This window comes from Caballeronia sp. GAFFF1, from assembly GCF_023630705.1.
Taxonomy (GTDB): Bacteria; Pseudomonadota; Gammaproteobacteria; order Burkholderiales; family Burkholderiaceae; genus Caballeronia.
Window position 1 is genome coordinate 161594 of the sequence record NZ_JALQEM010000032.1, and the last position, 12955, is coordinate 174548.

Sequence of the window (12955 nt, forward strand, 5' to 3'; positions counted from 1 at the left end):
AAAATCGTGCAATGGTGCATTTCGGCGTACCGCGGCGCCCGCGCGCCCGGACGTCGTACCGCATAGACAGCTTTCGCCGCTAACGATTCAAGCTTGTTGCGATGCATGCCGTAAACCCGCACTGTCGCCGTCATGGAACGGTCAATTCGTCAGTACGGGTGGAAGTGATGTTTGGAAAAATCAAGGTTGCATCGGGCTTGCTCGCGGTACTCGTCGTGTTTTGTGTCTTTCAACTCGTGACCGAAGGGCTGGGCTTCTGGTCGCTTTCGAGGACGCACGACGACGTCAATAGTCTTTCGGACATCGCGCTGAAACAGGTCAACGCCGTCAACAAGACCACGCAGCATTTGATGGATGCGCGCATCAACCTGTCGCGCGCCGGTACGCGCATGGTGCGAGGCGGCACGGAGCCGGTCGAGATCGTGCAGCATGCGCGTGAACAGATTGCGAGCGCGGAGAAGTCGTTCGGCGCTTTCATGAACGCGCCCAAGACCGGCGATGAAAACGTCGCGCGCATGAACGCGCTGCAGGCGAAATACGCTGAGTACGCGAAAGCGCTCTCCGAACTCGTGCAGTATCTCGACGCAGGCAATATTCAGGCGTTTCTCGATCAGCCGACGCAGGGCTTCCAGGACCGCTATCTCGCGGAACAGCAGAAATTCGTCGACTTCGGCAATGCGTCGAGCAATGCGTACCTCGAATCGATCGACACGCGTTACGCGTGGTTCCGCGCGGTGGGGTTGGCGATCGCCGTCGCGCTGATCGGCGGCGTCGTGCTCGTGCACTTCGCACTGCGTCGCGGCGTCATCGCGCCGCTGGAAGAAGCCGGCCGCCATTTCGAGCGCATCGCGCAAGGCCGCCTCGACGAGCGCATCGCGGATCGCGGCACCAACGAAATCGGCCGCCTGTTCGCCGGTCTCGCCGCCATGCAGGCGAGCGTCGCGAACACTGTGAAGACCGTGCGCGAGACGTCGGAATCCATCAACTTCGGCGCGGACGAAATCGCAAGCGGCAACGCGGACTTGTCGGCGCGCACCGAGAATCAGGCGGCTTCGCTGGAAGAAACCGCATCGAGCATGGAAGAGCTGACCGCCACCGTGCGCCAGAACGCCGAACACGCGCGCGAAGCGAACGCGCTCGCGGGCGAAGCACTCGAAGCGACGTCGCGCGGGTCGAGCGTCGTGGACGACGTCGTCGACAAGATGCGTGTGATTGCGCAAAGCTCCGACAAGATCGCCGAGATCATTTCCGTCATCGACGGCATCGCGTTTCAGACGAACATCCTCGCGTTGAATGCGGCCGTCGAAGCGGCACGCGCAGGCGAGCAGGGCCGCGGCTTCGCGGTCGTGGCGGGCGAAGTGCGCGGCCTCGCGCAGCGTTCGGCGCAATCGGCGAAGGAAATCAAGGAATTGATCGGCGAGTCCGTCGCTCAGGTCAGCGACGGCTCGGAACTGGTCGAGCGCGCCGGCTCCGCGATGCGCGAAGTGTCCACGTCGATCTCGCGCGTCACGCAGATGATGGCGGAGATCAGCGCGTCGTCGCTGGAGCAGAGCGTCGGCATCGAGCAGGTGAATCAGGCGGTCACGCAGATGGACGAGATGACCCAGCAGAACGCGGCGCTCGTCGAGCAGGCCGCGGCTGCCGCGTCTTCGTTGCACGAGCAGACGCGGCAGTTGAAGGCGGCGGTCTCCGTGTTCCAGCTCGCCTAAGCAGGCAACGACGCGTACGCCGTGGCAAGGTGATACGGCGTCGTGGACGGCATTTCCGCCCGGCTGATGCTGCCATCGGCCGAGCGGCACTCCACCCATCCCCGCGCGTGCAAGAAGCGCGCGGCGTATCGGCTGATCTGCTCGCCGAGCGCGTTGCCGCGCGTGGCGAGCGCCCGCAGATATTCGGTCTGCGCCCAGATGCGCTGCGTGCCGTCGATCACGCGGCCGGTTTCATCGAGCGCGGCGAACACGCCGCCCGTCTTCTCTTCGATGCCGTGCTTCTGCGCGAAGTCGAACGCGCGTTCCAGCCGCTCATCCAGCGCGACGGCCTTGAATGCGGCGTGTCCGCTGCCTTTGACCAGGAAATACCATTCGAATTGATGTCCCGGCTCCAGCCGGTTGTCCGCCGCGCCGACAGGCAGTTCGGCGATGCAGCCCGTCGGCTCGTGCACGAAAAGGCGCGCGATCCACTCGGCGAGCGTGGCGAGGCGTGCGTCGTAGGCGGCGTCGCCCGTCGCTTCGCGGGCAGCGAGCCATGCTTCCGAGAGGTGCATCAGCGGGTTCTGCAGCGGACCTTCCCACGTCGCGGAGAAGTCTTCCGCCACGACGGCGTTCAGGACTTCCCCAACATGCGCGAACCGCGTTTCGATCAGCTTCGCCGTTTCATCGAGGACGGCGAACGCGCGCGCCGAACCGCTCTTGCTCGCGTAATGCGCGCACGCGAAAACGACGAACGCGTGCGTGTATAAGTCCTTCTGTCGCTCGAGCGGCGCGCCGTTTGCATCCACGCTATAGAACCAACCGCCGTGGCGCGTGTCGTGAAAGTAGTGCTGCAACGACTCGAACAAGGTCGCCGCGTGGTCCAGATCGCCCGCATCCGTAAAGACGAAAAGCTGGCGCGCGCACGCCATCGCGCGATAACGCTTGGGCGGCAGCGGCGCGTGGTCGTCGGGACCGACGGCTTCGAACGGCAGGCGCAGCGTCGCGTCGAAGCCGGGGCCGCGCCACAGCGGAAGCACGACGTTCGCGTAATGCGCGCGCAGCGCCGCGCCGGTTTGAAGATTCGCGGACGGCGTCGACGGTGCGCCGGGCGTGGATTGATGTTGCATGCGACAGTCTTTAGAAGTGTTCTGAGAGGCGCTACGGCGTAGCCTGGCAAGCATAGCAAACGGCGCTCGTCGCGCGACAAGCCGGCATCATGAGGAGAGAAAAACATGTTGAACAACGTCGAACTTGTATCCCGGCTCGTCATGGCCGCCGTGCTCGGCAGCGTGATCGGCTTCGAGCGCGAGCGGCTTTCATGGGCCGCCGGGCTGCGCACGCATATGCTCGTGTGCGTCGGCTCGGCGTTGATCATGATCGTGTCCGCGTTCGGATTCGCGGATGCGCTTAAGGCGGAGCACGTGGTGCTGGACCCATCGCGCGTGGCGGCGCAGGTCGTGTCGGGCATCGGCTTCCTCGGCGCGGGCTCGATTCTTCTGCGCGGCGAAATCGTCCGCGGCCTGACGACGGCGGCGAGCCTGTGGTCCGTCGCGGCGATCGGTCTCGCGGTCGGTGGCGGCCTGTACACCGCATCGATCGCGGCGACGGCGATCATCCTTATCATTCTGGCGGGCTTGAAGCCGCTCGAGCGACGTTTCATCTCGGTGAGACAGCGCCGACAACTGACGATGCTCGTGGATCGCGGCTCGCTCTCGTTTCACGCGCTGCACGAGGCGCTCGGGCCGGGCAGCGTGCGCGTGAAGCAGTTCGTGGTGCAGCAGAGCGAAGAGTCGCCCGATTCGGACGAGGTGCAAGTCGAGTTGTCGCGCGTGTCGGAAGGGGAGTATCGGTCGATCTGCGCGCGCTTGCGGCAACTCGAAGTCGTCCGCGAGTTTCGCGAAGACGGCACCGGCTGAGCGGCGGCGCGCGAGTGCATCGCACGGATGCGAAATTGAACGCCGAAACATCGCGTAAAGCCGCTGGATAAGGCCCGCAGCCGTGCGACAATGCGGCCTCGAAATTTATTGCCGGACCGCGTGGGCGCGCTGCGCGCCAGCAGTTCCGGCCGCAGTCTTTCGATCCGCAGCTTGCGACCTATGCCAGATTCCGCTGTACCCCGAAATCCTGACGTCTCATCGGACGATACCGTTCCTTCCGCCAAAGCCAGCCGCCGGAGTCCGGCGCGCACCGCGCAGCGCGTCGCCCAACTGCGCGAAGCGATCCGCCCCGGCGAAACGCTCGACCTCTTCGCCGAGGACGCGGAACGCGCCACTCAGCAGGCGATGAACACCGATATCCGTCAGGGCACGTTCGAGGGCTTCGAGTTGCCGGAGGTGTTTCTGGCGGCGGTGGAATCGTCGGCGAGGCGGCGAGCAGCGCGTGCAGCGGCGCCGGCCGAAGCGCGGGCGGAGACGCCGACGCAAGGCGATCTGATCGCGGATTCGTCGAGTTCGCCCGGTCCGGCGGAGGAAGGCCCGACGCTCCTTGCTACCGCGACCGCTTTGCCCGCGCCCGACACTGTCTCGCTCGATCGGCACGTGGCGGCCGTTGCTTCGCACTCGTTCCACTCGTTCGCCTGGCTTCTGTGCGCGATGCTGGCGACGTACGCGACCGTCATCGCCCAGCCGGTGATCCGCCTCCCGACCGTCCCCGACGCCTTCAGCGCGCCATAGTTCCCTGCGACAACGTGCCTCGGGGTCGCGCGCGATCACCGCCGCGCGGCGCCTTGCGTCCCGCCCCTAGTTTCCAGCCGGTCAAAAAAGCCGTGTCTGTAGAAAAACTACAACATTTTCTGGAAGTAAATGCTGCATTGCACTAGGAATCCGGCAGGGCAAACCCTATAATCATCGCTAAGGGAAAACCCTCAATTATCAACCGGAGTCTGACATGAGCTACCTCTTCGCATTGCTGCAAAAACTCGCTTCGATGTTCGAATCGCCGCACCTGCCGCTGGACAAAGACTACTCGTATCAAGCGCGTTTCCGCGAATCCGAGCGTCAGCGCAAGGCACGCGGCACGGCTTTCGGCATTCATCTGTAATGCGCGGCTAAAGGCGGCGCGGGACACACACTAGAAGCAAGATGCGACGGCAAGCGCCGTACACCCGCCCGCCAGTTTTGTAGTTTTTCTAGCAGTTCTCCAGCATCTCACTTCCGCGCTCGAAGCGCGCGACACGGCATCACATCCCCTGCTGTTTTCCTGCGCCCGTCGTCCGACGAGCCGCCGCGGTATCCTTTCGTTCTCACGAACCATCGCGCATTGCGCGGCCCCTCATGACCGGCGACATCCATTTCTACGATCCGAGCGAAGGCCACGGCCTGCCGCATGACCCCTTCAAGGCAATTGTCGCGCCGCGCGTCATCGGCTGGATCTCCAGCCGCACCGCCGAAGGCGGCGTGAACCTCGCGCCGTACAGCTTCTTCGGCGCGTTCGCGTCATTCCCTTACGTGATCGGCTTCTCCAGCGAAGGTCGCAAGGACAGCATCAGCAACATCGAGGCGACCGGCGAATTCGTCTGGAATATGTCGACGCGGCCGCTCGCCGAGCGCATGAACCGCACGTCGGCGCCGGTGGCGCCGGAAATCGACGAATTCGAGCTCGCCGGGTTGACGAAAGGACCCGGCCGCAATGTCGACGTGCCGCATGTGGCCGAGTCCCCGGCGGCGCTCGAATGCCGGCTGCTGCAAGTGGTGCGCATCCACGACCTCGCCGGCCAGCCGATGAACAATTGGCTCGCGCTAGGCCAGGTGGTGGGCGTGCACATTCGCAGCGAGTTTCTGAAGGACGGTCTCTTCGATACCGCCGCCGCGCGCCCGATCATGCGGGCCGGTTATCGCGCCGACTACGCCGAGATCGGCGAAATGTTCCAGATGATCCGCCCGAGCGCCTGACCCAAAGGCGAAACATCGGCTTCGCGCCGCGACTTGTCGTGGCGCGACACGCATCCACCGTAGCGCGCTTCTCTCCCTTCTTCCGCAAAGCCTTGTCTAGCAAGGGCGTCCGGCTGTCTGCCGCGAAACTGCGACAAATCAGTGTCGTATTTCCACATGTGATTGTCGCAAATAGTCGGCTCACGGCACTTTTTTCTGGCAACTATGTATGCAGAGCGCGGAAGCGCGTCCGCCACGGTTCTGGAGAATGTCGATGGATTCCCCCAAGGTAGTGGTCGAAGGGCTGTGCAAAGTGTTTGGCAGCAACCCCAAACAGGCGATCGACCTGTTGGCCGGCGGTGCGTCGAAGGAAGAGGTGTTCTCGCGTACCGGCCAGATTGTCGGCGTCCACAACGTCTCGTTCGATGTCAGGGAAGGCGAGATCTTCGTGCTGATGGGCCTGTCCGGCTCAGGCAAATCGACGCTGATTCGCCTCATCAACCGGCTCGTCGATCCGACCGCCGGCAAAGTGCTGATCGACGGGCGCGATGTGGCCGCCGTGCCGCGCTCGGAACTGACGGCGCTGCGCCGCCGGGACATGAGCATGGTGTTCCAGTCGTTCGCGCTGATGCCGCAGCGCACGGTGCTGTCCAACGCCGCGTTCGGGCTGGAAGTGGCGGGCGTCGGACGCAAGGAACGCGAATCGCGCGCCATGACCGTGCTCGAACAAGTGGGCCTCGCGCCGTTCGCGCAGAAGCTGCCGTCGCAGTTGTCCGGCGGCATGCAGCAGCGCGTGGGCCTCGCGCGGGCGCTCGCTGTCAATCCTTCGCTGATGATCATGGACGAAGCGTTTTCCGCGCTCGATCCGCTCAAGCGCAAGGAAATGCAGAACGTGCTGCTCGACCTTCAGCGCGAGCAGCGCCGAACGATTCTCTTCGTCTCGCACGATCTCGAAGAAGCCATGCGCATCGGCACGCGCATCGCGATCATGGAAGGTGGTCGCGTGGTGCAGATTGGTACGCCGCAGGAAATCATCAAGAATCCCGCCGACGACTACGTGCAGGCCTTCTTCGAAGGCATCGACACGAGCCGTTACCTCACGGCCGGCGATCTCATGCAGACGGACGCCGTGCCGGTCATGAAGCATTCGCCGCAGATCGACGCATCGAGCGTCGCGAAGACGCTCAACGGCAGCGCGGAATATGCGTTCGTGCTGGACGCCGAGCGCCGCATCCGCGGCTTCGTCGGGCGCGACGCCACGGGCAACGCCGTGCCGCAAATCCATCATGTCGAATGCATTCAGCGAACCATGACGCTCGACGACGTGGTGAATCGCGTGGTCGCAAGCCCCGCGCCGCTGCCCGTTGTCGACGCAGACGGTTCGTACTGTGGTTCGGTCAACAAGACGAACGTGCTCCAGGTCTTAACGCGCCATCGAGGTTCCCATGTCTGAAATCATTCCGCTCGGTAGCTGGGTCGATCACGGCGTCCACTATCTGCTCGATCACGACGCCAAAACGTTCGACTCCATCGGCAAGGTCATCGAGAGCTTCGCGGCGCTCATCGAACACGGCCTGCAGGCCATTCCGATGTGGGCGCTCATGGCGATCTTCGTCGGCATCGGCTTGTGGCGCGTCGGCTGGCGTTTCGCGGCGTTCACGCTGCTCTCGCTTTTGCTCGTCTACGCGACGGGCTTCTGGGATCAGATGGTCATCACGCTGGGTCTTACGTTGTCCTCAACGTTTATCAGCCTGTTGCTCGGCGTGCCGCTCGGCATATGGACCGCCAAGAGCAAGATGGTCGAAATGATCGTGCGCCCTGTGCTCGACCTCATGCAGACCATGCCTGCCTTCGTGTATCTGATTCCGGCCGCGATGCTGTTCGGCCTCGGCCGCGTGCCCGGCATCCTTTCTACCGTGATCTTCGCGATGCCGCCCGCAGTGCGCCTCACGTCGCTCGGCATCAAGCATGTGAATCGCGAGATCGTGGAAGCGGGTCAGGCGTTCGGCTGCACGCCGTGGCAACTGCTCTACAAGGTGCAGATTCCGAACGCGCTGCCGTCCATCATGACCGGCGTGAACCAGACCATCATGATGGCGCTGTCGATGGTCATCATCGCGTCGATGGTCGGCGCGGGCGGCCTCGGCAACGACGTGCTCGCGAGCATTCAGCGGCTGGATATCGGCTTGGGCTTCGAGAGCGGCTTGTCGGTGGTGTTGCTCGCGATCATCCTCGATCGCATCACGGAGAGCTTCGGACGTTCGCCCGGCATGGCTCGCGCGCCGCTTTTCTCGGGCTTCAAGTCCGTGATGCGCGTGCGCCGCGCGCCGGCGACGCAACAAGGTTGATGCGCCCATGAAGCGCGATGCGATCGCCCCCGCAGCCGCCGATTCGCCGCTCGCCCACCTCGCGCACTTCGGCTTTCTGACGCTGCCGAACTTCTCGATGATCGCGTTCACGAGCGCGGTCGAAGTGCTGCGCATGGCGAACTACATCGGCCGCGCGGAGCATTACCGATGGTCGGTCATCACGCCGGACGGCGAGCCGGCGCGCGCGAGCAACGGCATGACGGTCAAGCCCGCGACGACGCTGGACGAAGCGGGCATGCCCGACGTGCTGATCGTGTGCGGCGGCTGGCACGTCGCCGATTACGTCGACGACACCGTGATCGCGCTGTTGCAGCGCGCGCATGAGGCGGGCGTGCCCCTTGGCGGCATTTGCACCGGGCCCTATGCGCTCCTCGCGGCGAAATTGCTGGACGGCTACCGTTGCACGCTGCACTGGGAAGACATGTCGCCGGTCAACAAGCGCTTCCCGCATGTGCGCTTCGCCGACGAGCTTTTCGTGATCGATCGTGACCGCGTGACCTGCACGGGCGGCACCGCACCGCTCGACCTGATGCTCAATCTCGTGAGCCTGCGGCTCGGGCAGGCGCATGCGGCGCAAGTGTCGGAGCAGTTCATCGTCGAGCGCATACGCGGCTCGACCGACTATCAGCACATTCCGGTGGATGCGCGCGTCGGCTTCTCGCGGGCGGAACTGGTGGAAGTGGTACGGCTGATGGAGGCGAATATCGAAGAGCCGCTTTCGCTCGACGAACTCGCGCGGCTCGTGCATCTTTCGCAGCGGCATCTTCAGCGCATGTTCAAGATGTTCCTCAGCGTGTCGCCGACGCACTACTATCTGACCCTGCGCCTGCGACGCGCCCGCGATCTGTTGCGCAACACCGATGCGTCGATTGCGCGCGTGACGAGCATCTGCGGTTTCCATTCGCCTTGCCACTTCAGCAAGGCGTATCGCGCGCAATTCGGCCATGCGCCGAGCGCGGAGCGGCGTCTTTCCGCTTGACGCCGCCGTTGCGCCACGAAGCTAGCTGACGATCACGTTCGGTAATCCGTCTTGCCGCCTTCGATCATGCGCAACGCGGCCTGCCATTGCAGCGCGGTGATGCTTTCCATGCTGTCGCTGCGATACTGCGCGGCGGTCGTTTCGCACACTTCGGGCGAAGGCAGGTTCAGCTCGCCGCCGCCCGCGAGCGCGCGCAACTGAATCTCGCAGGCCCGCTCCAGAAAATACATTTCCTGGAACGCAGCGGGAATCGAACTGCCGCATGCAAGCAATCCGTGATTGCGCAGAATCATCGCGTTATGCGGGCCGAGATCGTTGACGAGGCGATCTCGCTCCGCGAGATCCAGTGCGATGCCTTCGTAGTCGTGATAGCTGATCTGCCCGTAGTACTTCAGCGCATGCTGGCTGATGGGCAAGAGCCCCTGCTTCTGCGCGGAGACCGCCGCGCCCGCGGGCGTATGCGTATGCACGACGCAGACCACATCCGGCCGCGCCATGTGAATGGCCGAGTGTATGGTGAAGCCCGCCGGATTCACGCGATACCGGTCGGGATACTCGGCCGCCTTCGCATCGACCGGGCGGCCTTCGCTGTCGATGCGCACGAGGTCCGACGCGCGCATTTCGTCGAAGAGCACGCCGTATCGGTTGATGAGGAAGTGATGCTCCGGCCCCGGCACGCGCGCACTGATGTGCGTGAAGATCATGTCGGTCCAGCGAAAATGCGCGATGACGCGATACAGCGCCGCCAGGTCACAGCGTAGCGCCCACTCTTGCTCCGAATAGCCGTGAGTCTCCATGCCAGTCTCCTTCGTTGGAATCGGTCAGATGGCCTGCGCGCGGCCGGGAAACGTCTCGTCGTAGTCCATTGCGTGATGCACTTCCTCGGTGTCTGCGCCGCGCTGTTCGCGATACATCATCGGCGGCAAACCGAACTGCTTGCGAAACTCGCGGCCAAGGTGCGATGCATCGGAGAAACCGCAGCTCGACGCGATATCGGCCACCGTCTTGTCGGAACTCGTCAGCAGCCACGCGGCCGTGCGCAGCCGCACCTGCTTCGCGTACGCCTGCGGCGCCTTGCCCGTCTCGGCCTTGAAGAGGCGTTCGAGTTGCCGCGTCGACATGTCCAGCTTGTGCGCGAGTTCATCGAGCGTGAGCGAACGGCCGACGTGCTGCTCCATCAGAAGAATCGCGCGCTTGACCTTCGGATGCGTGGCGGGCGCGAGGCCCGGCGGATGCGGCTGCGGCGCGTTGCCCTTCTGCATGTCGTCGACGAGCAGAATGCGCAGCGCCTTTTGCACCGTCGCGGTCTCGAAGTGGCGCAGCAAAATGGCGGCGGCCACGTCGATGGAAGCACGCCCGCCTGAACATGTGATGCGCCGTCTGTCGATCACGAACAGCCGGTCCGCGACGAGCAGTTGCTCGTCCGCTTGCGGGAAGCGCTCCACGAAGTCCCAGTAGTGGAACCAGCTCACGCACACGCGATGGCCGTCGAGCACGCCCGCGCGCATCAGCGTGAACACGCCCGTGCACATGCCGACGATGGTCGCGTCGCGGGCGGCGGCGCGGCGAATGAACTGCAGCGTGGCGTCGCTCGCGGAAGGCCCGGAATGCAGCAGGCCGCCTACGACGACCACGTAGTCGAACGGTTCCGCCTGCTCGTAGGTTTCCCACGGCGTGATCTGGATGCCGCAGCTCGCGCGCACGGGCGCGAGCGTTTCGCCGATCACGCTCCACGAGCAGCGCACCGGGCGGCTGAAGTCGCCTTCGTCAGCGGAAAGACGCAGCAGATCGACGAAGCCGGAGAACGCGGTCAGCGTGAAGTTCGGCAACAACACGATGCCGAAGCGGATGCGCGATTTCGATTGGCCGTCGATGGAAAGCGGCGGAAGAGATTCTGCGGGATTCATGCGCGTGCGGTGCGGCGGCTCTGGGGTATGCGGCGAGCATAACACCGGGCGCGCGCAACGGGCGCATGGTCAGAAAGGCAGGAGGCGCCGCGCGGCAACGCGCGGCTTCGAGCAATGAATCAGCCGCCGAGAACGGCGAACGCCCAGGCGAACACGCCGCCGATGAGCGCGCCCGTCGAACGGCCGAGCAGGCTTGCTACGGTGTAATCGCCCCAGCGCTGCTCGACCTCGGCTTTCAACACGCCGAAGTAGCGCAGAACCGGATCGATCGAGCAGACGAGCATCAGCGCGGCCCACAAAGGCGCTTCGCGGGTGAGGACGTGTTCAGGAGCCAGGACGCCTGTCGCCTGAAGCGCGCCGACGACGCCGACGCCGACAAGAAACGCGAAGACCCAGGACTTGAAGAACTGATCGGGAAGAGCGTGACTTTCCATTGCTGCAAACGGGATAAACGGGGGAATTGAAGACGAGAGACGCATTCGCGCGGGCTCTCGCGGACCTAGGGAATATACCGAGACGTATTTGCTTAGCCGTTCAGAGCAATCTCAAAAATGCCCCGGTTTGCAACGAAACTGCGCAAGAGCGCGCAGCGGCCTGCGTGCTCTGTTAAGCGCTGACGCCGCCATCCCATTTCCATGCCGTTTTTGTTCTATCTGCCGGAATTGCGGTTTGGTGCAATGAGGCCATGTCGAACGCGCTCGCTCACTCGAACGACGCGAACCGCCAACCTTGAGGCCACGCCATGAATGTCAGCGTTTTCGATCTGTTCAAGATCGGCATCGGACCTTCCAGCTCGCATACCGTCGGGCCGATGATCGCGGCGTGCCGCTTCGCGTCGCATATCGAGGACGCGAACCTGCTCGGCTTCGTCACCCGCGTGCGGGCCGAGTTGTTCGGCTCGCTCGGCGCAACGGGCAAGGGCCACGGCACCGACAAGGCCGTGCTGCTCGGCCTTGAAGGCAATCTGCCCGATCTGATCGACCCGGACACGATCGCGCCGCGCCTCGCCGACATTCGCGCGACCAAGCGTCTGAACTTGCTCGGCAAGCGCGCCATCGCGTTCGACGAGCGCGAGCATATCGGCTTCTATCGCAAGCTGATGCCGGGCGCGGCGGGATCGAGCATGGTGCATCCGAACGGCATGCGCTTTCAGGCGTTCGATGAACATGGGCAATTGCTCGTCGAGAAAGAGTATTACTCGGTCGGCGGCGGGTTCGTCACGAACCGCGAAGGGGAGCGCGTCAACGGCGTGCGCGCGGGCGCGAGCGTGCCTTATCCGTTTCGTACCGGCGACGATCTCATGCGGATCTGCCGGGAGACAGGTCTGTCTATCGCCGATGTCGCGATGAAAAACGAATGCGCGAATCGCACTGAACACGAAGTGCGCGAGGGCATGCTGGCCGTGTGGCGCGTGATGGCCGCGTGCGTCGAGCGCGGCTGCAAGGAGCGCGGCGAGTTGCCCGGCCCGATGCACGTGAAGCGCCGGGCCGCGGATCTGTGCGGGCAACTGCGCTCGCGTTCCGAAGAATCGCTGCGCGATCCGCTTTCGATGCTCGACTGGGTGAATCTCTACGCGATGGCCGTCAACGAAGAAAACGCTTCGGGCGGGCGCGTGGTCACTGCGCCGACCAACGGCGCGGCCGGCGTGATTCCCGCCGTGCTGCACTACTACGTGAAGTTCATGCACGGCGCGAACGACGAAGGCATCGTGCGCTTCCTTTTGACGGCGGCAGCCATCGGCATCATCTACAAGGAGACGGCCTCGATCTCCGGCGCGGAAGTGGGCTGTCAGGGCGAAGTGGGCGTCGCGTGCTCGATGGCCGCCGCCGCGCTCGCAGCCGTGATGGGCGGCACGCCCGCGCAAGTGGAAAACGCCGCTGAAATAGGCATGGAACACAACCTCGGCATGACGTGCGATCCCGTCGGCGGCCTCGTGCAGATTCCCTGCATCGAGCGCAACGCGATGGGCGCGATCAAGGCGATCAACGCCGCGCGCATGGCGATGAAGGGCGACGGCCAGCATTACGTCTCGCTCGATTCGGTCATCAAGACCATGCGCGAAACGGGCGCGGACATGAAGACGAAATACAAGGAGACGTCGCGCGGCGGGCTGGCCGTGAACGTCATCGAGTGCTGAAAC

13 protein-coding genes are annotated in these 12955 nt (G+C 64.1%); 9 read left to right on the top strand and 4 right to left on the bottom strand.

Features of this window, described 5'->3' with window-relative positions; genetic code table 11:
• The first annotated feature begins 167 nt into the window (after positions 1-167).
• Positions 168-1709, top strand: coding sequence for a methyl-accepting chemotaxis protein (locus tag NCR37_RS19050; protein ID WP_250474393.1), 1542 nt, complete (start codon positions 168-170; stop codon positions 1707-1709).
• On the opposite strand, the gene NCR37_RS19055 is transcribed toward NCR37_RS19050, so the two are convergent.
• The gene (locus tag NCR37_RS19055; protein WP_250474394.1) at positions 1706-2818 is read right to left on the bottom strand and encodes an AGE family epimerase/isomerase; all 1113 of its coding nucleotides are present in this window, start codon (positions 2816-2818) and stop codon (positions 1706-1708) included. The two genes, NCR37_RS19050 and NCR37_RS19055, sit on opposite strands and share 4 nt — an antisense overlap.
• 105 nt (positions 2819-2923) lie before the next feature.
• Here NCR37_RS19055 and NCR37_RS19060 point away from each other — a divergent pair, with 105 nt between their 5' ends.
• The 7 genes from NCR37_RS19060 (at position 2924) to NCR37_RS19090 (ending at position 8908) form a co-directional block, all read left to right on the top strand.
• The gene (locus NCR37_RS19060; RefSeq protein WP_250474395.1) at positions 2924-3607 is read left to right on the top strand and encodes an MgtC/SapB family protein; all 684 of its coding nucleotides are present in this window, start codon (positions 2924-2926) and stop codon (positions 3605-3607) included.
• 120 nt (positions 3608-3727) lie between these two features.
• Positions 3728-4363: a hypothetical protein gene (locus NCR37_RS19065; RefSeq protein ID WP_250474482.1), complete on the top strand. Its 636-nt coding sequence runs from the start codon at positions 3728-3730 to the stop codon at positions 4361-4363.
• 214 nt (positions 4364-4577) lie between these two features.
• Complete coding sequence (locus NCR37_RS19070) at positions 4578-4730, top strand: hypothetical protein (RefSeq protein ID WP_250474396.1); 153 nt, start codon at positions 4578-4580, stop codon at positions 4728-4730.
• A gap of 233 nt (positions 4731-4963) precedes the next feature.
• Positions 4964-5581, top strand: a complete 618-nt coding sequence (locus NCR37_RS19075) for a flavin reductase family protein (protein ID WP_250474397.1) — start codon at positions 4964-4966, stop codon at positions 5579-5581.
• 253 nt (positions 5582-5834) lie between these two features.
• A complete protein-coding gene (locus NCR37_RS19080; protein ID WP_175940830.1) occupies positions 5835-7013 on the top strand; it encodes a quaternary amine ABC transporter ATP-binding protein in 1179 nt (392 codons plus the stop codon).
• On the top strand, positions 7006-7908 hold the full coding sequence (choW, locus tag NCR37_RS19085; RefSeq protein ID WP_250474398.1) for a choline ABC transporter permease subunit: 903 nt from the start codon (positions 7006-7008) through the stop codon (positions 7906-7908). The genes NCR37_RS19080 and choW overlap by 8 nt, the downstream gene beginning before the upstream one ends.
• Positions 7909-7915: 7 nt before the next feature.
• Positions 7916-8908 (top strand): GlxA family transcriptional regulator, encoded by a 993-nt coding sequence (locus NCR37_RS19090; RefSeq protein WP_250474399.1) that lies wholly within the window; start codon positions 7916-7918, stop codon positions 8906-8908.
• Between the two features lie 32 nt (positions 8909-8940).
• Here NCR37_RS19090 and NCR37_RS19095 read toward each other — a convergent pair whose 3' ends face one another.
• The 3 genes from NCR37_RS19095 to NCR37_RS19105 form a co-directional block, all read right to left on the bottom strand.
• Positions 8941-9705 carry a class II aldolase/adducin family protein gene (locus tag NCR37_RS19095; RefSeq protein ID WP_250474400.1) on the bottom strand — a complete coding sequence of 255 codons (765 nt, stop codon included), beginning with the start codon at positions 9703-9705 and terminating at the stop codon, positions 8941-8943.
• A 24-nt stretch (positions 9706-9729) separates the two neighbouring features.
• Positions 9730-10815 (bottom strand): GlxA family transcriptional regulator, encoded by a 1086-nt coding sequence (locus NCR37_RS19100; RefSeq protein ID WP_250474401.1) that lies wholly within the window; start codon positions 10813-10815, stop codon positions 9730-9732.
• 119 nt (positions 10816-10934) lie between these two features.
• Positions 10935-11249 (bottom strand): hypothetical protein, encoded by a 315-nt coding sequence (locus tag NCR37_RS19105; RefSeq protein ID WP_250474402.1) that lies wholly within the window; start codon positions 11247-11249, stop codon positions 10935-10937.
• 308 nt (positions 11250-11557) lie between these two features.
• Here NCR37_RS19105 and NCR37_RS19110 point away from each other — a divergent pair, with 308 nt between their 5' ends.
• A complete protein-coding gene (locus NCR37_RS19110) occupies positions 11558-12952 on the top strand; it encodes an L-serine ammonia-lyase (protein WP_250474403.1) in 1395 nt (464 codons plus the stop codon).
• Positions 12953-12955: the final 3 nt, after the last annotated feature.

Coding starts and splice junctions, on each gene's coding strand:
- NCR37_RS19050 (WP_250474393.1), top strand. CDS start 168: ATGTTTGGAAAAATCAAGGTTGCATCGGGCTTGCTCGCGGTACTCGTC.
- NCR37_RS19055 (WP_250474394.1), bottom strand. CDS start 2,818: ATGCAACATCAATCCACGCCCGGCGCACCGTCGACGCCGTCCGCGAAT.
- NCR37_RS19060 (WP_250474395.1), top strand. CDS start 2,924: ATGTTGAACAACGTCGAACTTGTATCCCGGCTCGTCATGGCCGCCGTG.
- NCR37_RS19070 (WP_250474396.1), top strand. CDS start 4,578: ATGAGCTACCTCTTCGCATTGCTGCAAAAACTCGCTTCGATGTTCGAA.
- NCR37_RS19075 (WP_250474397.1), top strand. CDS start 4,964: ATGACCGGCGACATCCATTTCTACGATCCGAGCGAAGGCCACGGCCTG.
- NCR37_RS19080 (WP_175940830.1), top strand. CDS start 5,835: ATGGATTCCCCCAAGGTAGTGGTCGAAGGGCTGTGCAAAGTGTTTGGC.
- choW (WP_250474398.1), top strand. CDS start 7,006: ATGTCTGAAATCATTCCGCTCGGTAGCTGGGTCGATCACGGCGTCCAC.
- NCR37_RS19090 (WP_250474399.1), top strand. CDS start 7,916: ATGAAGCGCGATGCGATCGCCCCCGCAGCCGCCGATTCGCCGCTCGCC.
- NCR37_RS19095 (WP_250474400.1), bottom strand. CDS start 9,705: ATGGAGACTCACGGCTATTCGGAGCAAGAGTGGGCGCTACGCTGTGAC.
- NCR37_RS19100 (WP_250474401.1), bottom strand. CDS start 10,815: ATGAATCCCGCAGAATCTCTTCCGCCGCTTTCCATCGACGGCCAATCG.
- NCR37_RS19105 (WP_250474402.1), bottom strand. CDS start 11,249: ATGGAAAGTCACGCTCTTCCCGATCAGTTCTTCAAGTCCTGGGTCTTC.
- NCR37_RS19110 (WP_250474403.1), top strand. CDS start 11,558: ATGAATGTCAGCGTTTTCGATCTGTTCAAGATCGGCATCGGACCTTCC.